This is a genomic window from Variovorax terrae, assembly GCF_022809125.1.
In the GTDB taxonomy this organism is placed as follows: domain Bacteria; phylum Pseudomonadota; class Gammaproteobacteria; order Burkholderiales; family Burkholderiaceae_C; genus Variovorax_A; species Variovorax_A terrae.
The window spans coordinates 174472-191893 of record NZ_JALGBI010000002.1; the positions used below are offsets into that span (position 1 = coordinate 174472).

Sequence of the window (17422 nt, forward strand, 5' to 3'; positions counted from 1 at the left end):
ACCATCATGAAAAACATTCTTCGCCCCGCGCTGGTCTTCTTCCTGGTGCTCACGCTGCTCACCGGCATCGCCTATCCGCTGATGGTCACGGGCGTGGCGCGCGTGCTGTTTCCGCAGCAGGCCGCCGGCAGCCTGGTGCTGCAGGGCGGCAAGCCCGTGGGCTCGGCGCTGATCGGCCAGAACTTTGCCGACCCCGGGCACTTCTGGGGCCGGCCCTCGGCCACCAGCCCGATGGCCTACAACGCAGCGGCCTCGGGCGGCTCCAACCTGGGGCCGCTGAACCCGGCGCTGGCCGACGCCGTCAAGGGCCGCGTCGAGGCGCTGCGCGCCGCCGATCCCGGCAACACCGCGCCGGTGCCGGTGGACCTGGTCACGGCCTCGGCCAGCGGCCTGGACCCCGACATCAGCCCCGCGGCCGCGCGCTACCAGGTGGCGCGCGTGGCGCGGGCCCGGGGCCTGCAGCCCGAACAGGTGGCGCGGCTGGTGGACCAGCACATCGAGGCGCCGCTGTGGGGCCTGCTGGGCGAGCCGCGCGTCAACGTGCTGCGCCTGAACCTGGCGCTGAACGATCTGCATTGAGGGGCTGCCATGGCCTATGCCGCTTATTTGGAGTTTGCGGGCCTGCCGGCGCGCCGGCCTCTGCGGGTGCTGCCCATGGCGTTCGCGGTGCTGGCCGTGACCGTCGCCAGCCCCGACGCGCTGCCCGTGCGCCGCGCCCTGGTGAGCTGCCCCGACACGGGCATCGTGCGCTGCGTGCCGCAGCCGCTCGAGCGCCGGGTGCGGCTGGAGATCCGCCTGCCGCTGGCACTGTCGGGTGAGGTCATGCACCGCATCCTCGACTGCGTGCCCAGCGGCGAGATCGGCCGCATCACGCCGTGGTCGCAGCACCTGTCGAGCCTGGGCCTGCCCGATGGACTCTGACCTGGTCCGCGTCCTATGCGCGCTGGCCGCCTTCCTGGTTCCGCTCGGGCTGGCCTGGGCCCTCGTGTGCCTGGATGGGCGCACCCACCGGTGCCGCGCCCGGCGCCGGCCCTGAGCGGCTCGCCCTGTCTCTTTCCTTTTTTCCACGCAACTCGATACGAGGAGATCGAATGATCGCGAATGCCTGTTTCTTCTTCAAATGCAGGCGGCTCCTGGCCGCCAGCCTGCTGTGCGCCGCCGTGAGCGCGCAGGCCCAGACGGCGAACCCGGGCGAGCCGGCCCCGGTGCACAGCCTGACCGGCAACCTGAGCCTGGTGTCGGACTACCGCTTCCGCGGCCTCTCGCAGAGCTGGCGCCAGCCGGCCGTGCAGGGCGGCATCGACTACACGCATGCCAGCGGCCTGTACCTTGGCAACTGGAACTCGAGCGTCTCGTCCAACAGCTACAACAACGGCGCGGGCCTGGAGGTCGACCTGTACGGCGGCTACCGCTTCCCGCTAACCCAGGACCTGACGGCCGACGCCGGCGTGCTGTTCTACCTCTACCCCGGCGCCCACCTGAACAGCGCCCCGGCCCAGCCCGGCGGCCAGAAGTACGACAACACCGAGATCTACTTCGGCCTGGCGCGCGGCGCCTTCAACGCCAGGCTGTCCTATGCCGTGACGGACTACTTCGGCCTGAACAGCGCCACAGCGGGCTATGCCTACTGGACCCCGCTGCCCGCGCGCGGCAGCTCCCGGGGCACCACCTACCTCGACCTCAACTACAGCCTCGAGCTGGGCCGCCAGTTCGCGCTCGGCCTGCACCTGGGCCACACGGCCGTGCGCCGCTACGGCGAGCTGTCCTACACCGACTACAAGCTCGCGCTGACGAAGGAGGCGGCGGGCTTCCTGCTGGGGCTGGCGCTGGTGGGCGCCCGGGCCGATGCCCGCTACTACCAGGCCGGCGACTCGGCCTGGCTCCATCCGAAGCCGACCGGCCGCAGCAGCCTCGTGCTGTCGGCCACCCGCAGCTTCTGATCCGGGCCGGGAGTGCTACGCTCGACAGGCGGCGGCCATCGCCGCGCCAGGCATCACCCCATGGGCAGTTCCAGCGACGCGCGACCCGACCCCGACCAGCTGCTCGAGCAGCTGCGGGAAGAGGACGAGCGCGCGCGCCGCGGCAAGCTGCGCATCTACTTCGGCGCCAGCGCCGGCGTGGGCAAGACCTACGCCATGCTGAGCGCGGCCCAGCGCGAGCGCAAGGCCGGGCGCGACGTGCTGGTGGGCGTGGTGGAAACCCACGGCCGCAGCGAGACCGCCGAGCTGCTGGCGGGGCTGGAGCAGCTGCCGCTGCGCGAGCTGCCCTACCGCGGCCGCACGCTGCGCGAGTTCGACCTCGACGCCGCGCTGGCGCGCCGGCCCGCCGTGCTGCTGGTGGACGAGCTGGCGCACTCCAACGTGGAGGGCTCGCGCCATCCCAAGCGCTGGCAGGACGTGCAGGAGCTGCTGGAGGCCGGCATCGACGTCTGGTCGGCCATCAACGTGCAGCACCTTGAAAGCCTGAACGGCACGGTCGGCGCCATCACCGGCGTGCGGGTGCACGAGACCGTGCCCGACACCGTGCTGGACCAGGCCGACGAGATCATCCTGGTCGACGTCACGCCCGACGAACTCATGAACCGGCTGCAGGCCGGCAAGGTCTACCTGCCGCACCAGGCCGAGCGCGCGGCGCGCAACTTCTTTCGCAAGGGCAACCTGATCGCCCTGCGCGAGATCGCGCTGCGCCGCACCGCCGAGCATGTGGAAGACGACGTGCGCAGCTACCGCGTGGAGCAGTCGATCGCGCCGGTATGGAACACCGAAGGCGCGATCCTCGCCTGCATCGGCCCGAACGAGGGCGCGGAGCAGACCGTGCGCACCGCCGCGCGGCTGGCCGGGCAGCTCAACGTGCGCTGGCACGCGGCCTTTGTCGAGACGCCGCCGCTGCAGCGGCGCGCCGCGGCGCAGCGCGACCGCATCCTGGCGGTGCTCAAGCTGGCCGAGGAGCTGGGCGCCGCCACCGCGGTGCTGACCGGCGCCGACGCGGCGCAGGCGCTGGTCGAGCAGGCGCAGCGGCTGAACTGCGCCACGCTGGTGGTGGGGCGGCCGCAGGCCGCGGGCGGCTGGCGCAACTGGCGCGGCGGCCGCACCATGACGCGCCGGCTGGCCCTGCTGGCGCCCACGCTGGACATCGTGGAAGTGGGCCAGGCCGACAGCGCGCGGCGGCTGGCGCGCGCCGTGCACCTCGTGCACGACGAGGAAGACGCTGCCGCCTGGCACGGCCACTGGCCGCGCTACGCCTGGGCCGTCGCCTCGAGCGTGGCCATCACCCTGCTGGCCACGCCGCTGGCCCAGTTCTTCGACCTGGCCAACATCGTGATGCTGTTCCTGCTGGGCGTGGTGCTGGTGGCCATGCGGTTCGGGCGCGGCCCGGCGGCGCTGGCGGCGTTCCTCAACGTCGCGGCCTTCGATTTCTTCTTCGTCGCGCCGCGCATGTCGTTCGCCGTGAGCGACGTGCAGTACCTGGTGACGTTCGCCGTCATGCTCGGCGTGGGGCTGCTCACCGGCCAGCTCACCGCGGGGCTGCGCTTCCAGGCCCGCATCGCGGCCAGCCGCGAGCGGCGCGCGCAGTCGCTGTTCGAGCTTACGCGCGACCTGTCGGCCGCGCTGCTGGGCTCGCAGGTGGCCGAGCTCGGCGAGGCCGCCGTGCGCCGCAACTTCGGCGGCCAGGCGCTGGTGCTGGGCACCGATGCGGCCGACCTGCTGGTGCTGCCGCCGCAGGCGCCGCCCGATTTCGACGCGGGCGTGGCCGACTGGGCCTTCCGCAACGCGCAGCCGGCCGGGTTGGCCACCTCCACGCTGCCGGCCCATGCCTGGCACTACCTGCCGCTGCGCGCGCCGATGCGGGTGCGCGGCGTGCTCGCGCTCAAGCCCGCGCAGCCGCGCTGGCTGCTGATCCCCGAGCAGGTGCAGCAGCTCGACACGCTGGCGCGCCAGATCGCGATCGCGCTGGAGCGCGTGCACTACGTCGAAATCGCCCAGCAGGCCCTGGTGCAGATGGAGTCGGAGCGGCTGCGCAACGCGCTGCTGGCGGCGATCTCGCACGACGTGCGCACGCCGCTGACGGCGCTGATCGGGCTGGCCGAGTCGCTGCAGCGCACGCCGCTGGCGCCGGCCCAGGCGCAGAACGCGCAGGCCATCGCCAGCGAGGCGCGCCAGCTCAGCGCGCTGGTCAACAACCTGCTGGACATGGCGCGGCTGCAAAGTGGCTCGGTGCGCCTGCGCAGCGAGTGGCAGTCGGTCGAGGAGGTGGTGGGCGCCGCCATCCGCGCGGCGCAGCACGCGCTGGGCGGGCGGGCCGTGAACACCGACTTGCCGGCCGATCTGCCGCTGGTGGAGTTCGACGCGGTGCTGATCGAGCGCGTGCTGGTCAACCTGCTGGAGAACGCCGCCAAGTACGGCGCGCCGCCGATCGAGATCCGCGCCCGCGCCACGCCCGACGCGCTGGTGCTCGCGGTGCGCGACCACGGCCCCGGCCTGCCGGCCGGGCTCAAGGGGCGCGAGCAGACGCTGTTCGACAAGTTCACGCGCGGCGAGGCCGAATCGGCCACCCCCGGCGTGGGGCTGGGGCTGGCCATCTGCAAGGCGGTGGTGGACGCGCACCACGGCCGCATCGACGCGGCCAATGCCGAGGGCGGTGGTGCAGAATTCACGCTCACCCTGCCGCGCCGGCCGCCGCCGGATTCGAACGAGTAAAGCATGTCCAGCCCCGTCGCCATCGTGATCGAAGACGAGCCGCAGATCCGCCGCTTCGTGCGCGCCGCGCTGGAGGCCGAGGGCTGGCAGGTGCACGAGGCCGACAGCGCGCGCCGCGGCCTGAGCGAGGCTGGCACGCGCAAGCCCGACCTGCTGGTGCTCGATCTCGGCCTGCCCGACGGCGACGGCTTGGAGGTGATCCGCGACGTGCGCGGCTGGTCGGCCGTGCCCATCATCGTGCTGTCGGCGCGCGTGGACGAGGCCGACAAGGTGGCCGCGCTCGACGCCGGCGCCGACGACTACCTGACCAAGCCGTTCGGCGTGGGCGAGCTGCTGGCGCGGGTGCGCGCCAACCTGCGGCGCCCGCGCGCGGCTGCCGGCGGGGCCCAGGCCGAGGAGGCCGATCCGCTGTTCCGCTTCGGCGACGTGGAGGTGGACCGCCCCGCCCGCGTGGTGCGCCGCGCCGGCGTGGACGTGCACCTCACGCCGATCGAGTACCGGCTGCTGTCGGTGCTGGTGGCCAACGCCGGCCGCGTGCTGACGCACCGCCAGCTGCTGCGCGAGGTCTGGGGGCCGTCGCATGCCGAGCAGAGCCACTACCTGCGCATCTACATGGGCCACCTGCGGCAGAAGCTCGAAGCCGACCCGGCCCAGCCGCGCCATCTGCTGACCGAAACCGCGGTCGGCTACCGGCTGCTGGCCCCGTGAGCCGGCTGGAAGCCGTTTTTTGAGGGAAAATGGGCGGATGTCCGCATCCCCCGGTCGTGGGGTGCTACGAAATAGATAGCAAGCCAGTCATGCCCGAATCCGCCGCCGCTCCCACCCGCCTGAACAAACGCATGGCCGAACTCGGCCTGTGCTCGCGCCGCGAGGCCGACGACTGGATCGCCCAGGGCTGGGTCCGCGTCAACGGCCGGGCCGCCGAGATGGGCGTGAAGGTCACGCCGGCCGACCGCATCGAGGTCGACCCGAAGGCCCAGGGCCAGCAGGCGGCGCAGGTCACCGTGCTGCTCAACAAGCCCATGGGCTACGTGAGCGGCCAGGCCGAGGACGGCCACGAGCCGGCCATCGTGTTGATCAACCCGCGCACCCACTGGCGCGACGACACCAGCCGCCAGCGCTTCTCGCCGCCGCAGCTGCGCGGCCTGGCGCCGGCCGGCCGGCTCGACATCGACTCCATCGGCCTGCTGGTGCTGACGCAGGACGGCCGCGTGGCGCGCCAGCTGATCGGCGAGGACTCGACGATGGAGAAGGAGTACCTGGTGCGGGTGAGCTTCGGCGCCGTCACGGCCAACGTGCAGGCGGCCTTTCCGCGCGAGCAGCTGGCGCGGCTGCGCCACGGCCTGAGCCTGGACGGCCAGCCGCTGCAGCCGGCGCAGGTGGACTGGCAGAACCCCGAGCAACTGCGCTTCGTGCTGACCGAGGGCAAGAAGCGCCAGATCCGGCGCATGTGCGAACTGGTGGGGCTCAAGGTGGTGGGCTTGAAGCGCATCCGCATCGGCCGCGTGGTGCTGGGCCAGCTGCCGGTGGGGCAGTGGCGCTACCTCGGGGCGAACGAGCGGTTCTGAGATCGTCAACAGGTTCTGACCGCCGGGCCGCGCCCGCTCATGCAGAACTAATTCGGCGGGGCTAGACTCCTACCGGCGGGCCGCCTCCACGGGGCGCCGCCTGCCAAAGGACCTTCATGCGCGTGCTGCTGGTGGAAGACGACGACATGATCAGGCGCAGCCTCGGCGCGGCGCTGGAGGCGGCGGGCTGGTCGGTCGATGGCGTGCGCGACGGCGAGCTGGCGCAAAGTGCCCTGGCCGATGGCGACTACGCCTGCATGCTGCTCGACCTCGGCCTGCCCGGGCGCGACGGCACCGAGGTGCTGCGCCGCGCGCGCGAGCGCGGCGACGCGACGCCGGTGCTGGTGCTGACCGCGCGCGACGGCCTGGACGAGCGCATCCGCACGCTCGACCTCGGCGCGGATGACTACCTGCTCAAGCCCTTCCAGTTCTCCGAGCTGCTGGCGCGCATGCGCGCGGTGGTCCGGCGGCGCTCGGGCAGCGCGCACTCGCTGATCGGCACCGCGGCGCTGCAGCTGGACCTGACCACGCGCGAGGTGCTGGTGAACGGCGTGCGCGAGGCCCTGACCGCGCGCGAGTTCGCGCTGCTGCACGCGCTGCTGGAGCGGCCGGGCGCGATCCTGTCGCGCGAGCAGCTCGAAAGCCGCATCTACGGCTGGGGCGAGGAGGTCACCAGCAACGCCGTCGACGTGCTGATCCACGGCATGCGCCGCAAGCTGGGCGCCGAGGCCATCCGCAACGTGCGCGGCCTGGGCTGGCGGGTGGTGCCGGCGTGAACGCGATCGCCCCAGCCGCCAGCCGCGCCGCGCCCTGGTACCGGCCGCACTCGCTGCGCGCGCAGCTGCTGCTGTGGCTGGCGCTGCTGCTGATCGCGGCCGCGGCGCTGACGGTCTGGTTCTCCTACGGCGCCTACGGCCGCGTGGTGAACAACTTCATGGACGAGCAGATGCGCCTGGTGGCCGAGTCGCATGCCGGCGGCTACCGGATGCAGGCGCTGCCGTCGGTGGCCGGCGCGGGCGCGGTGGCGCAGGGCGCCTTCGTCGTGCAGGCCTGGAGCGCCGACGGCCAGGCCCTGCTGGCCACCTCCTGGGCGCCGCTGAACCTGCCGCTGCAGCCGGCCGCGGGCTTCAGCCGCGTGCGCACCGGCCCGTCGGAGGCCGAAGTCTGGCGCGTCTACACCGCCGAGCCCGATGCAGAGAGCGGCCAGCCGCGCATCCAGGTGGTGCAGAGCGATGCGTTCCGCCGCTACCGCGTGCTGCGGCGCACCCTGCTCGAAGGGCTGCCGATCGCGCTGCTGCTGCCGGTGGTGCTGCTGGCGCTGTGGCTCATCGTGGCGGCGGCCGTGCGCCCGCTGCGGGCGGTGGCGCGCGACGTGGCGGCGCAGGACGAGCGCAGCCTGGCCGAGATCTCGCTGTCGCGCGTGCCCGACGAGATCGCGCCGCTGGTGGGCGCCTTCAACAGCCTGCTGGCCCGCCTGCGCGACGCGTTCGCGCTGCAGCGCCAGTTCGTGCAGGACGCCGCGCACGAGCTGCGCACGCCCATGGCGGCGATCAGCCTGCAGGTCGAGACCCTGCGCGGCCACGTGCCGCCCGGCGAGGCGGCCGAGCGCTTTGCCCAGCTCGAGGCTGGCGTGACGCGCGCGCAGCACCTGCTGGAGCAGCTGCTGGACCTGTCGCGCCAGAGCGCGCCGGACCGCGCCGCGGCGGAGTCGGTCGACGTCGAAACCCTGCTGCGCGAGAGCATCAGCCAGCTCATGGTGCTGGCCGACCGGCGCCGCATCGACGTGGGCTACGAGGGCCGCTGCCCGGCGCGGGTCGAGGCGCCGGCGGCCGAGCTGCGCAGCGTGTTCGACAACCTGATCGACAACGCGCTGCGCTATGCCCCCGAGGGCGGCGTGGTCGACGTGCGGCTGCACGAGGTCGAGGGCCGGCCGGTGGTCGACGTGGTGGACAACGGCCCGGGCATCGCGCCGCAGTGGATCAGCCGGGTGTTCGACCGCTTCTTCCGCGTGCCCGGCAGCGCGGCTGGCGGCAGCGGGCTCGGCCTGGCCATCGCGCAGGCCGCCGCGCAGCGGCATGGCGCGCGCATCGAGCTGCGCAACCGCGACGGCGCGGCCGGCGGTGGGCTCGTGGCGCGCGTGCACCTGCCGGTGCATTGAGAGCCGGTGAACAGGTTCTGAACGCTCCCCGGGCTGGCGTTTTCCGGAGGCCGCCGCCTCCGCACTTGCTCACGCCCAGCTAATTTTTCGCTAATTCCCATCTCATGCGTGCGGCCTAGAGTCGTGACAGGTTCCGCGGCGGGCATGTCGTCCGTGGCGGGAGCCCGAAAACCAAATGGAGATCTCCCATGCGTGCATCCACCCACATTCTCGGTGCCGTCGCCGTGCTCGCCGCCCTGGGCGCGGGCGCCAGTTTTGCCCAGTCGGACTATCCGCATGCCAACGGCCAGGAGGCCACCGGCCAGTCGACGGCCATGCCGATGATGAATTCCACCGTGTCGCCGGCCGATGCCCAGGCAAGCGCCATGGCCGCCGGCCATGCGAACGGCCAGGAGGCCACCGGCCAGTCCACCGCGCCGAAGCCGATGCAGTCCACCATGAGCTCGGACCAGATGCATGACCAGGCCGTGCATGCCGGCCATGCGACCGGCCAGGAGGCGCCCGGCCAGTCCACCGCGCTGCCGATGAGCTCGCACAGCTAAAAGGCTGAGCGCGGCCCTCGCGCTCAGCCGCGTCAGGCCGTGCGCGGAGCGGCGGCCAGCGCCATCTCGTTGGCGCCCTGGGCGGCGCCGCTGCCCGGCACCTGCTCGCCGTGGCGGTCGGTGGCTTCGGCCAGGCGCGCCGCGAGCTGCTCGGGCGCGTCGGCGCCCGCGCCGATGTGCACGCCGTGCGTGAGCGTGACGTGCGCGGCCTCGAAGCTGCCCGCGCCGGCGCACAGCACCGTGCGCGTGGGCGCCTGCTCGGCTGCCAGCACCAGCATCGCGGGCACCACGGCCGCGGGGCCGAAGGCGTCGAGCATGCCGGCCGGGAACAGGTCCTGCGTCATGCGCGTGGCCGCCGTCGGCGCCAGGCAGTTGACGTGGATGCCGTGCTTCTGGCCTTCGAGCGAGAGCGTCTGCATCAGGCCCACCAGCGCCATCTTGGCGGCGCCGTAGTTGCTCTGGCCGAAGTTGCCGTACAGGCCGCTGGACGAGGTGGTGAACACCACGCGGCCGTATTTCTGCGCCACCATGTGCGGCCACACGGCCTGGGTGCAGTGCATGGCGCCCATCAGGTGCACCTCCAGCACCAGGCGGAAGTCGGCCGGGTCCATCTTGGCGAAGCTCTTGTCGCGCAGGATGCCGGCGTTGTTGACCAGCACGTCCACGCGGCCCCAGGCGTCGAGCGCCTGCTGCACCATGGCCTGCACCGCCGCCGCGTCGGTGACCGAGGCGCCGTTGGCGATGGCTTCGCCGCCCGCGGCGCGGATCTCGTCCACCACCGCCTGCGCGGCCGACACCGAGCCGCCGCTGCCGTCCACCGTGCCGCCCAGGTCGTTGACCAGCACGCGCGCGCCGCGGCGAGCCAGCGCCAGCGCATGCTCGCGCCCCAGGCCGCCGCCCGCGCCGGTGACGATGGCCACGCGGCCGGTGAAGTCGATCTTGCTCATGCTGCTCCTCGATCAGGTTGTGCCGTCGTGCAAAAAGCCGCCAGTTTACGGGCCGCGCCGCGTTGGCGCGATGCGCCTGTGCGACAGCGCGGTGCCGGCCGCACACTCAGGATGCTATTGAATTGATAGCTGAAAACGACCGCTGTACCTGGACATGCGGCCGATTTCGTTGAACATTCCGGGTGCGGGGGGGCTTCAGCCCGCCGCCGCGCCGCGGTACACCGCCGGCGGCGTCTGGCCAGCCAGCGCGGCCAGCAGGTTGGTGGTGGCGAGCTCGGCCATGGCCAGCCGCGTTTCGATGGTGGCCGAGCCGATGTGCGGCAGCGGCGTCACGCGCGGGTGCGTGCGCAGCGGCGAGTCCAGCGGCAGCGGTTCGGTGGCGAACACGTCCAGGCCGGCAGCGGCCAGATGGCCGCTGTCCAGCGCCGCGAGCAGCGCGTCCTCCTGCACGATGGCGCCGCGCGCGCCGTTGACGAAGACCGCGCCGGGCTTCATGCGCGCGAACTCGCGCGCGCCCAGCAGGCCGCGCGTGGCGTCGCTCAGCGGCAGGGTCACGGCCACGATGTCGGCCTGCGCCAGCACCTCGTCCAGCGGCGCGTGGCGTGCGTGCCCTTGCAGTTCGGGCGCCTGCGCGGCCAGGTCCAGCGGGCGGCGCGCGGTGTAGAGCACCGGCATGCCAAAGCCCAGCGCGGCGCGGCGCGCCAGCGCCTGGCCGATGCGGCCGAAGCCGAGGATGCCCAGCGTCTTGCCGTGCACGTCGCGGCCGAACAGGTCTTCGCCGATGTTCTTCGTCCAGCGGCCTTCGCGCACCAGCTGCGACAGCTCCACCAGGCGGCGGCTCGTGGCCATGATGAGCGCGAAGATCGTGTCGGCCGTGGTTTCGGTGAGCACGCCGGGCGTGTGGCACAGCAGGATGCCGCGCGCCGCGAGCGCGGCCAGCGCGTAGTTGTCCACGCCGACCGAGATGCTGGAGATCACGCGCAGCCGCGGCGCGCGCGCCAGCAGGGCGTCGTCGATCGGATAGCTGGAGCCGATCAGGCCGTCGGCCTCGGGCAGGGCCGCCTCGAAGGCGGCGCGCTGCGCTTCGCCGGCACGCGGGTTGGCCACCGTCACTTCATGCGCGGCCTGCAGCCGTGCCAGTTGCGCGAGCGGCAGCTCGCGGAACACCAGCACCTTCTGGCGCGTCGTCGTTGCATGGCTCACAGCCCGGCCTCCCGCAGTTCGGCGCGCGTGGGCAGGCCCTCGGTGTCGCCCAGCACCTGCACGGCGCGCGCGCCGATCCAGGTGCCGCGGCGCACGGCGGCTTCCACGTCCAGCCCTTCGAGCAGCGCGCTGACCACGCCGGCCGCGAAGCCGTCGCCCGCGCCCACGGTGTCCACCACGCGGGCCACGGGAACACCGGGCACCCGGCCGCGCACCGGCTGGCCGGCGTGCTGGCCTTCGTAGTAGGCGCCGTCGGCGCCGAGCTTGACGATCACGAGCTTCGCGCCCTGCGCGAGGTAGAAGCGCGCCACGCCCTCGGGCGTGCCGTCGCCGGTGAGCAGGCGGCCTTCCTCGAGGCCGGGCAGCACCCAGTCGGCCTGCGCCGCGAGCTGGTTGATGCCTTCGCGCATGGCCTCGGGCGAGGCCCACAGCGTGGGCCGCAGGTTGGTGTCGAACGAGATCGTGCGGCCGGCCGCGCGCATCAGCGCCAAGCTGCGCTGGCTGAGCGCCAGCGTGCTGCCGGACACGGCCGCGAACACGCCCGTGGCGTGCAGATGACGCGCTGCGGTGAGCCAGGGCGCGTCGATGTCGTCCGGCCCCATGTGGCTGGCGGCCGAGCCCTTGCGATGGTATTCCACCGGCGGGTCGCTGCCGTCGTCGACGCGGCCCTTGAACTGGAAGCCCGTGCGCTGGCTTGCATCGCATACCACGTGCGAGCAGTCGATGCCTTCGCGCCGCATCTCGGCCAGCAGGTAGCGCCCCATGGAGTCGGTGCCCAGGCGGCTGGCCCAGCCGACCTTCAGGCCCAGGCGCGCCAGGCCGATGGCCACGTTGGTTTCGGCGCCGGCGGTGCGCTTGTGAAAAGTGGCCGCGGCTTCCAGCGGGCCGGGCTGGCCGGCCACCAGTAGCATCATGGCCTCGCCGAAGGTGACGACGTCCAGTCCGCCCCCTTCGTGTCCGTCTGGCGGCGGCAGCGCTGCGCCGGCCATCAGGCCCCCGCCTGGTGCGAGCTCAGGATCTGGCCGAGGAAGCTGCGCGTCTTCTCGTGCTGGGGCTGGCTGAAGAATTGCGCCGGCGGCGCCTGCTCGAGGATGCGGCCATCGGCCATGAAGATCACGCGGTCGGCCACGCTGCGCGCGAAGCCCATCTCGTGCGTCACGCACAGCATGGTCATGCCGTCGTCGGCCAGGCCGATCATGGTGTCGAGCACTTCCTTGACCATCTCGGGATCGAGTGCCGAGGTGGGCTCGTCGAACAGCATGATCTTGGGCGTCATGCACAGCGCGCGGGCGATCGCCACGCGCTGCTGCTGGCCGCCCGAGAGCTGGCTCGGGTACTTGCGGGCCTGCTCGGGGATGCGCACGCGCGTGAGGTACTTCATCGCCACGGCCTCGGCCTCCTCGCGGCCCATGCCGCGCACGCGCATCGGCGCCAGCGTGCAGTTCTCGAGAATGGTCAGGTGCGGGAACAGGTTGAACTGCTGGAACACCATGCCGACTTCGGCGCGCACCGAGTCCACGTTGCGGCCGCCGGCGGTGAGCTCGATGCCGTCCACCACGATGCGGCCCTGCTGCACCGTCTCCAGCCGGTTGATGCAGCGGATCAGCGTGGACTTGCCCGAGCCCGAGGGGCCGCAGATCACGATGCGCTCGCCCTGGCGCACCGACAGGTCGATGTCGGTCAGCACCTGGAACTCGCCATACCACTTGCTCACCGCCTCGATGCGGATGATGGGTTCTGCGTCGGTCGTCATGATGGAGGTTCCCAAAAAATCAGTAGTGGAGCCGCGCCCGCGAAATCAGCGGCCCGCGCAACGCGGCCCCTTCGCGGCACACCGCGGGACCGGCTGGGCCGGGCCGCAGGTGGAGCCCCCTTCCAGGGGGGAGGCGAAGCGGCACGCAGTGTCGCGCAGCCTGGGGGTTATTGAAGTTTCGGCAGATCGGTCTCGAGCCACTTGCGGTAGAGCTTGTTGAGCTCGCCGTTGCTGGTGTTGTGGGCCACGAAGTCGTTCACGGCCTTGAGCAGCTCGGGCTGGTTCTGGCGCATCGCGATGCCCATGGCCTGCTGCAGCAGGTTGAACTTGACTTCGAAGGCGCCGGCCGGCGCGCGCTTGGCGATCTGCGCGGCCACGGTGACCGAGCAGCCGATGGCGTCCACCTGGCCCGACAGCAGCGCCTGCATGGCCGAGGCGTCGTCGTCGAAGCGGCGGATCTCGGTGCCTTCGGGCGCGCTCTTGGTCACGGCCACGTCCTGCGTGCTGGCGCGGGCCACGCCCACGCGCAGGCCCTTGAGGTCGGCGGCCGACTTGATGGCGGCCTTGGCCGAGCCGTACAGCACGATGGTGGCCGCGGCATAGGGCTGCGAGAACTGTACCTGCTTGGCGCGCTCGGGCGTGATGGCGAGCGAGGCCACCAGCAGGTCGACCTTGTTGGTCAGCAGGAAGGGGATGCGGTTGGGGCCGGTCACCGGGATCAGGTTGAGCTTGACCCCCAGGTCCTTGGCCAGCAGCCTGGCCACGTCGGCGTCGTAGCCATCGGGCTGGTTCTGTGCGTTGGTGGTGCCGTAGGGCGGGAAGTCCACCAGCATGCCGATGGTGATCTCGCCCTTCTTCTTGAGGTCGGCCACGGTCTGGGCCCGCACGGCGTGCGGCGCCAGCAGCGACAGGCCGAGGGCGCCGAGGGCGGCGTTGAAGGCGCGGCGGGAAGCGATGGGGGTCATGAAGGTCTCCTTGGGGTTGCTTGGGGGGAAGGAAAAAAAGGGGCTCAGCGTGCGTGCGCGGCGGCCTGGCGCCGCTCGATGCGCGCGGCCAGCAGCGACAGTGGCCAGCACAGCGCGAAGTACAGGGCCGCCACCGCGCTGAACACCAGCAGCGGCTGGAAGGTGGCGTTGTTGATGACCTGGCCGGCGCGCGTGATCTCGGTGAAGCCGATGATGGCGGCCAGCGAGGTGCCCTTGATGATCTGCACCCCGTAGCCCACGGTGGGCGGCACGGCGATCTTGAAGGCCTGCGGCAGGATCACGTCGCGCATGCGCGAGACGTAGGACAGGCTCAGCGCCTGCGCCGCCTCCCACTGGCCGCGCGGGATGGCCTGGATGCAGCCGCGCCAGATCTCGCCAAGGAAGGCGCCGCTGTTGAGGATGAGCGCGGCGCTGGCGGCCAGCCAGGGGTTGATCTGCAGCCCCAGGATCGGCGCGCCGAAGAAGATCAGGAACAGCTGCAGCAACAGCGGCGTGCCCTGGAAGACCTGGATGAAGCCGCCCGCCAGCGCGCGCGGCAGCGGCGACTCGGCGGTGCGCGCCAGCGCCACCAGCAGGCCGACGACGGCGCCGCCCGCGAAGGCGATGGCCGACAGCGCCAGGGTCCACTTGGCGGCTTCGAGGATGAACAGGAATTCGGAAAAGCCGAAGGTGCGCATGGGAGGGGGTGTCCGTTCAGGCGGAGGGGGTCAGCGGCGGTCGGGGTAGTCCAGCGTGTGCCGGTACACGAGCTTGAACAGCGCCGAGAACGCCATCGACAGGCCGAGGTAGATGGCCGCCACGACGATGTAGATCTCGAAGCTGCGGAAGGTCTGCGACTGCAGCGTGGCCGCGACCGAGGTCAGGTCGTCGGCCGAGATCACCGAGACCACGGCCGAGCTCAGCATCAGCAGGATGAACTGGCTGGTGAGCGCCGGGTAGATGGCCTTGAGCGCGGGCTTGAGGATCACGAAGCGGAAGATCTCCCAGCGCTTGAGGTTGAGCGCGAGGCCCGCCTCGATCTGGCCCTTGGGGATGGCCTCGATGCCGGCGCGGATGATCTCGGTGGCGTAGGCGCCGAGGTTGATCACCATCGCCACCAGCGCCGCGGTGTAGGCCGACCAGCGCAGGCCGATGGCCGGCAGCGCGAAGAAAAAGAAGAACAGCTGCACCAGGAACGGCGTGTTGCGGATGACCTCGATGTAGGCGTTCACGAGCCAGCGCACGGGCCGCGGCCCGGCGGTCTTGCCCCAGGCGCACAGGATGGCCACGCCCAGCCCGATCAGCATGGCCAGCGACGAGAGCTGGAGCGTGATCCAGGTGCCCTTGAGCAGCAGGGGCCAGGCCGCGAAGACGTCGCCGAATTGAAAGTCGTAGTTCACGTGAAGAGTCCTGTCTCAGGGGCTCGCGCAGGGCGGGCTGATGCCTTGATTCTCTGAAACCGATTTCTGAATTATAAGAAACCGGTTTCTGTCAAAAATTCGTAGTAACCCTGATGGGGTTTGGAGCGCCTGGGGCGCTCCGGGTTTCCTGGCCGGTGCCGGACGGCCGCCGGGCCGGCGGGCATGGCGCCGCGAGGCGCGCGCGGGAACTCCTGATTTGATAGCTGGAAAGGACCAGGGGACGAGGACATCGGGCCGATTTGGCTTGAAAAATCCGCCGCCGGGCCGTTTTCTCGCCGCCGCCCGCCGGCCGGCCCCGCTTCAGGCCGGCGCCAGCGAGCCCAGCGACGAACCCCGCACCACTAGTTGCCCTGGCAGCAGGATCTGGCGCGGCGGCAGCACCAGCCCCTGCAGCCGCTCGATCAGGCAGTTGGCCGCGAGCCGCCCGAGGTCGTCGGTGGGCTGCGCGATGGTGGTGATGCCCGGGCCGACATGCGGCGCCCAGTCGGTGTCGTCGAAGCCGACCAGGCCCAGCTCCCGGCCCCAGTGCCAGCCCAGCCGCGCCATCGCGCCGGCCAGCCTCAGGGTGATCACCGAGTTGCTCGACAGCACGGCGGCGCGGCGCGGCGCGGCCTGCGCGCGCCAGGCCCGCAGGGCCTCGGCCAGCGCGTCGGTGGCGCCGTCGCCGTCCTGGCTCTCGAAGGTCTGGCCGCGCACGCCATCGGCCTGCTGCGCGAAGGCGCGGAACGCCGCCTCGCGCTCCAGGCGCGAGCTCACGCCGCGCATCGGCTCGGTCACGTAGAGCAGGTCGCGCCAGCCCTGCTCGGCTAGGTGGCCGGCCGCCATGTGCACGGCGCTGGCGTTGTCCAGCGAGACGAAATCGGCCTGCAGCCCGCTGTGGCGGCGGTCCACCAGCACCACGGGGCGGCCCTGGCGCGCGCCGTCCACCACCGCGCCGGCGTCGCGCCCGAGCGTGTTGAGGATGAAGCCTTCCACCTGGTAGGAGGCCAGCGCCTCGATCGCGGCGCGCTCGCGGCCGCTGTCGTTGCCCAGGTTGAACAGCATCAGCAGGTAGCCCGCCTGCTGGCAGGCGCGCTCGGCGCCGCGCAGCACGGCCACCGAGAACGGGTTGGTCACATCGGCCACCACCAGCCCGATCAGCCGCGAGCGCCCGCGCTTGAGCGCGCGCGCCATCGGGCTGGGCGAGTAGCCCAGGGCCGCGACGGCGGTTTCGACGCGCGTGGCGATGTCGGGCGTGAGCAGGGTCTCGCGGTGATTCAGGAAGCGCGACACCGTGGCCTTGGACACGCCGGCGGCGCGCGCGACGTCGTCGATCGTGGCGCGGCGGGCGCCGGGCGGGGCGGAGGCATCTGGCGTGGGGCGGGCGGCAGCGCGTGCACGCGGGGGGCGGGGGTCGGGCATGAAGGGGGCGGGCGAAGGGGCGGGGTGACTGAAACCAGTTTCAGTCGATGCAGGGATGATAGCGCCCGGCTGCGCCGGCTGTCCAGCCGCGCGTGCGCGTTCAGGGCGACGAGGCCGTGAAGCTGATCTGGCCGGTGTAGACGCCGGCGCGCTGCGTCGCCAGCGGGTTGTACGAGAAAGTCCAGTTGGCGCTGCGCACCGTGACCAGGTTGGAAAAGGCCGTGCCCGTGACGTTCACCGCCGGCCCGGTGCCGGTGTTGGGCACCACGGGCGCGGGCAGGTTGGCGTCGCTGGAGCTCAGCACGATCTGCGACAGCGGAATGTTGTTGGCGCCGCTGTTCAACGGCGTCGTGGCCGTGGCCCGGATGCTGATCTGGCCGGCGTTGCTGCGCACTTCGACCGGCAGGCTGGTCGCTGCCGCCGTGAAGGCCGGCAAGGCGCCATTCCAGACCACGGTGGTGTTGTTGCCGGCAACCGGCACCACGGCGCCGGCGGGAATGGCGGGCACGGCATTGAAGGCCACGGTATCCACCGTGGCGCTGGCCGTGGGGAACGCGCCCGTGCCGACGCGAAAGAAGATGAACTTGCCGATGTTGAGCACGAAATCGAGGTTGGCGGTGGACGAGTTCGTGCCGGTGCTGCCCTGGTGGGCCAGGGCGCTTGGCAGGGTGCCGCCCAGCGCCAGCAGCAGCGCAAGCGCCCGCAGGGCGGGCTGGCGCAGGCGCGGGGGAGGGCACGCGGGCAGGGGCGTCATGGCGGAGGCGGCG

Annotated in this window: 18 protein-coding genes; 9 read left to right on the forward strand and 9 right to left on the reverse strand. The window is 72.0% G+C overall.

Annotation, left to right across the window (positions count from 1 at the left end; genetic code table 11):
- The first annotated feature begins 6 nt into the window (after positions 1-6).
- From kdpC to MMF98_RS16210, 9 genes are all read left to right on the forward strand, one after another.
- Positions 7-579 carry a potassium-transporting ATPase subunit KdpC gene (gene kdpC, locus MMF98_RS16170; RefSeq protein WP_243307683.1) on the forward strand — a complete coding sequence of 191 codons (573 nt, stop codon included), beginning with the start codon at positions 7-9 and terminating at the stop codon, positions 577-579.
- A gap of 9 nt (positions 580-588) precedes the next feature.
- Positions 589-921 carry a hypothetical protein gene (locus MMF98_RS16175; RefSeq protein WP_243307685.1) on the forward strand — a complete coding sequence of 111 codons (333 nt, stop codon included), beginning with the start codon at positions 589-591 and terminating at the stop codon, positions 919-921.
- A gap of 170 nt (positions 922-1091) precedes the next feature.
- Positions 1092-1940: a TorF family putative porin gene (locus MMF98_RS16180; protein ID WP_243307688.1), complete on the forward strand. Its 849-nt coding sequence runs from the start codon at positions 1092-1094 to the stop codon at positions 1938-1940.
- A gap of 60 nt (positions 1941-2000) precedes the next feature.
- Entirely contained in the window at positions 2001-4697 is a 2697-nt protein-coding gene (locus tag MMF98_RS16185; RefSeq protein WP_243307690.1) for a DUF4118 domain-containing protein, read from the forward strand.
- A 3-nt stretch (positions 4698-4700) separates the two neighbouring features.
- A complete protein-coding gene (gene kdpE, locus MMF98_RS16190) occupies positions 4701-5405 on the forward strand; it encodes a two-component system response regulator KdpE (RefSeq protein ID WP_243307691.1) in 705 nt (234 codons plus the stop codon).
- 89 nt (positions 5406-5494) lie between these two features.
- On the forward strand, positions 5495-6265 hold the full coding sequence (locus MMF98_RS16195; RefSeq protein WP_243307694.1) for a pseudouridine synthase: 771 nt from the start codon (positions 5495-5497) through the stop codon (positions 6263-6265).
- Positions 6266-6381: 116 nt separating this feature from the next.
- The gene (locus MMF98_RS16200; RefSeq protein WP_243307696.1) at positions 6382-7041 is read left to right on the forward strand and encodes a response regulator; all 660 of its coding nucleotides are present in this window, start codon (positions 6382-6384) and stop codon (positions 7039-7041) included.
- A complete protein-coding gene (locus MMF98_RS16205) occupies positions 7038-8423 on the forward strand; it encodes a sensor histidine kinase (protein WP_243307698.1) in 1386 nt (461 codons plus the stop codon). The genes MMF98_RS16200 and MMF98_RS16205 overlap by 4 nt, the downstream gene beginning before the upstream one ends.
- A 188-nt stretch (positions 8424-8611) precedes the next feature.
- The gene (locus MMF98_RS16210; protein WP_243307700.1) at positions 8612-8965 is read left to right on the forward strand and encodes a hypothetical protein; all 354 of its coding nucleotides are present in this window, start codon (positions 8612-8614) and stop codon (positions 8963-8965) included.
- 32 nt (positions 8966-8997) lie between these two features.
- Here MMF98_RS16210 and MMF98_RS16215 read toward each other — a convergent pair whose 3' ends face one another.
- The 9 genes from MMF98_RS16215 to MMF98_RS16255 all read right to left on the reverse strand — a co-directional run bounded on the left by MMF98_RS16215 (position 8998) and on the right by MMF98_RS16255 (position 17409).
- Complete coding sequence (locus MMF98_RS16215) at positions 8998-9912, reverse strand: SDR family NAD(P)-dependent oxidoreductase (protein ID WP_243307701.1); 915 nt, start codon at positions 9910-9912, stop codon at positions 8998-9000.
- Between the two features lie 195 nt (positions 9913-10107).
- Positions 10108-11115 (reverse strand): 2-hydroxyacid dehydrogenase, encoded by a 1008-nt coding sequence (locus MMF98_RS16220; RefSeq protein ID WP_243307702.1) that lies wholly within the window; start codon positions 11113-11115, stop codon positions 10108-10110.
- Entirely contained in the window at positions 11112-12104 is a 993-nt protein-coding gene (locus tag MMF98_RS16225) for a sugar kinase (RefSeq protein WP_279343709.1), read from the reverse strand. Before MMF98_RS16225 ends, MMF98_RS16220 begins: the two co-directional genes overlap by 4 nt.
- The gene (locus tag MMF98_RS16230) at positions 12104-12868 is read right to left on the reverse strand and encodes an amino acid ABC transporter ATP-binding protein (protein ID WP_279343710.1); all 765 of its coding nucleotides are present in this window, start codon (positions 12866-12868) and stop codon (positions 12104-12106) included. Before MMF98_RS16230 ends, MMF98_RS16225 begins: the two co-directional genes overlap by 1 nt.
- A gap of 167 nt (positions 12869-13035) precedes the next feature.
- The gene (locus MMF98_RS16235) at positions 13036-13833 is read right to left on the reverse strand and encodes a transporter substrate-binding domain-containing protein (protein WP_243307703.1); all 798 of its coding nucleotides are present in this window, start codon (positions 13831-13833) and stop codon (positions 13036-13038) included.
- Positions 13834-13877: 44 nt separating this feature from the next.
- The gene (locus MMF98_RS16240; RefSeq protein ID WP_243307704.1) at positions 13878-14531 is read right to left on the reverse strand and encodes an amino acid ABC transporter permease; all 654 of its coding nucleotides are present in this window, start codon (positions 14529-14531) and stop codon (positions 13878-13880) included.
- Between the two features lie 30 nt (positions 14532-14561).
- Positions 14562-15233 carry an amino acid ABC transporter permease gene (locus MMF98_RS16245; protein ID WP_243307705.1) on the reverse strand — a complete coding sequence of 224 codons (672 nt, stop codon included), beginning with the start codon at positions 15231-15233 and terminating at the stop codon, positions 14562-14564.
- A gap of 321 nt (positions 15234-15554) precedes the next feature.
- The gene (locus MMF98_RS16250; protein ID WP_243307706.1) at positions 15555-16655 is read right to left on the reverse strand and encodes a LacI family DNA-binding transcriptional regulator; all 1101 of its coding nucleotides are present in this window, start codon (positions 16653-16655) and stop codon (positions 15555-15557) included.
- Between the two features lie 100 nt (positions 16656-16755).
- Positions 16756-17409, reverse strand: coding sequence for a hypothetical protein (locus MMF98_RS16255; protein ID WP_243307708.1), 654 nt, complete (start codon positions 17407-17409; stop codon positions 16756-16758).
- Positions 17410-17422: the final 13 nt, after the last annotated feature.

Coding starts and splice junctions, on each gene's coding strand:
- kdpC (WP_243307683.1), top strand. CDS start 7: ATGAAAAACATTCTTCGCCCCGCGCTGGTCTTCTTCCTGGTGCTCACG.
- MMF98_RS16175 (WP_243307685.1), top strand. CDS start 589: ATGGCCTATGCCGCTTATTTGGAGTTTGCGGGCCTGCCGGCGCGCCGG.
- MMF98_RS16180 (WP_243307688.1), top strand. CDS start 1,092: ATGATCGCGAATGCCTGTTTCTTCTTCAAATGCAGGCGGCTCCTGGCC.
- MMF98_RS16185 (WP_243307690.1), top strand. CDS start 2,001: ATGGGCAGTTCCAGCGACGCGCGACCCGACCCCGACCAGCTGCTCGAG.
- kdpE (WP_243307691.1), top strand. CDS start 4,701: ATGTCCAGCCCCGTCGCCATCGTGATCGAAGACGAGCCGCAGATCCGC.
- MMF98_RS16195 (WP_243307694.1), top strand. CDS start 5,495: ATGCCCGAATCCGCCGCCGCTCCCACCCGCCTGAACAAACGCATGGCC.
- MMF98_RS16200 (WP_243307696.1), top strand. CDS start 6,382: ATGCGCGTGCTGCTGGTGGAAGACGACGACATGATCAGGCGCAGCCTC.
- MMF98_RS16210 (WP_243307700.1), top strand. CDS start 8,612: ATGCGTGCATCCACCCACATTCTCGGTGCCGTCGCCGTGCTCGCCGCC.
- MMF98_RS16215 (WP_243307701.1), bottom strand. CDS start 9,912: ATGAGCAAGATCGACTTCACCGGCCGCGTGGCCATCGTCACCGGCGCG.
- MMF98_RS16225 (WP_279343709.1), bottom strand. CDS start 12,104: ATGGCCGGCGCAGCGCTGCCGCCGCCAGACGGACACGAAGGGGGCGGA.
- MMF98_RS16230 (WP_279343710.1), bottom strand. CDS start 12,868: ATGACGACCGACGCAGAACCCATCATCCGCATCGAGGCGGTGAGCAAG.
- MMF98_RS16235 (WP_243307703.1), bottom strand. CDS start 13,833: ATGACCCCCATCGCTTCCCGCCGCGCCTTCAACGCCGCCCTCGGCGCC.
- MMF98_RS16240 (WP_243307704.1), bottom strand. CDS start 14,531: ATGCGCACCTTCGGCTTTTCCGAATTCCTGTTCATCCTCGAAGCCGCC.
- MMF98_RS16250 (WP_243307706.1), bottom strand. CDS start 16,655: ATGCCCGACCCCCGCCCCCCGCGTGCACGCGCTGCCGCCCGCCCCACG.
- MMF98_RS16255 (WP_243307708.1), bottom strand. CDS start 17,409: ATGACGCCCCTGCCCGCGTGCCCTCCCCCGCGCCTGCGCCAGCCCGCC.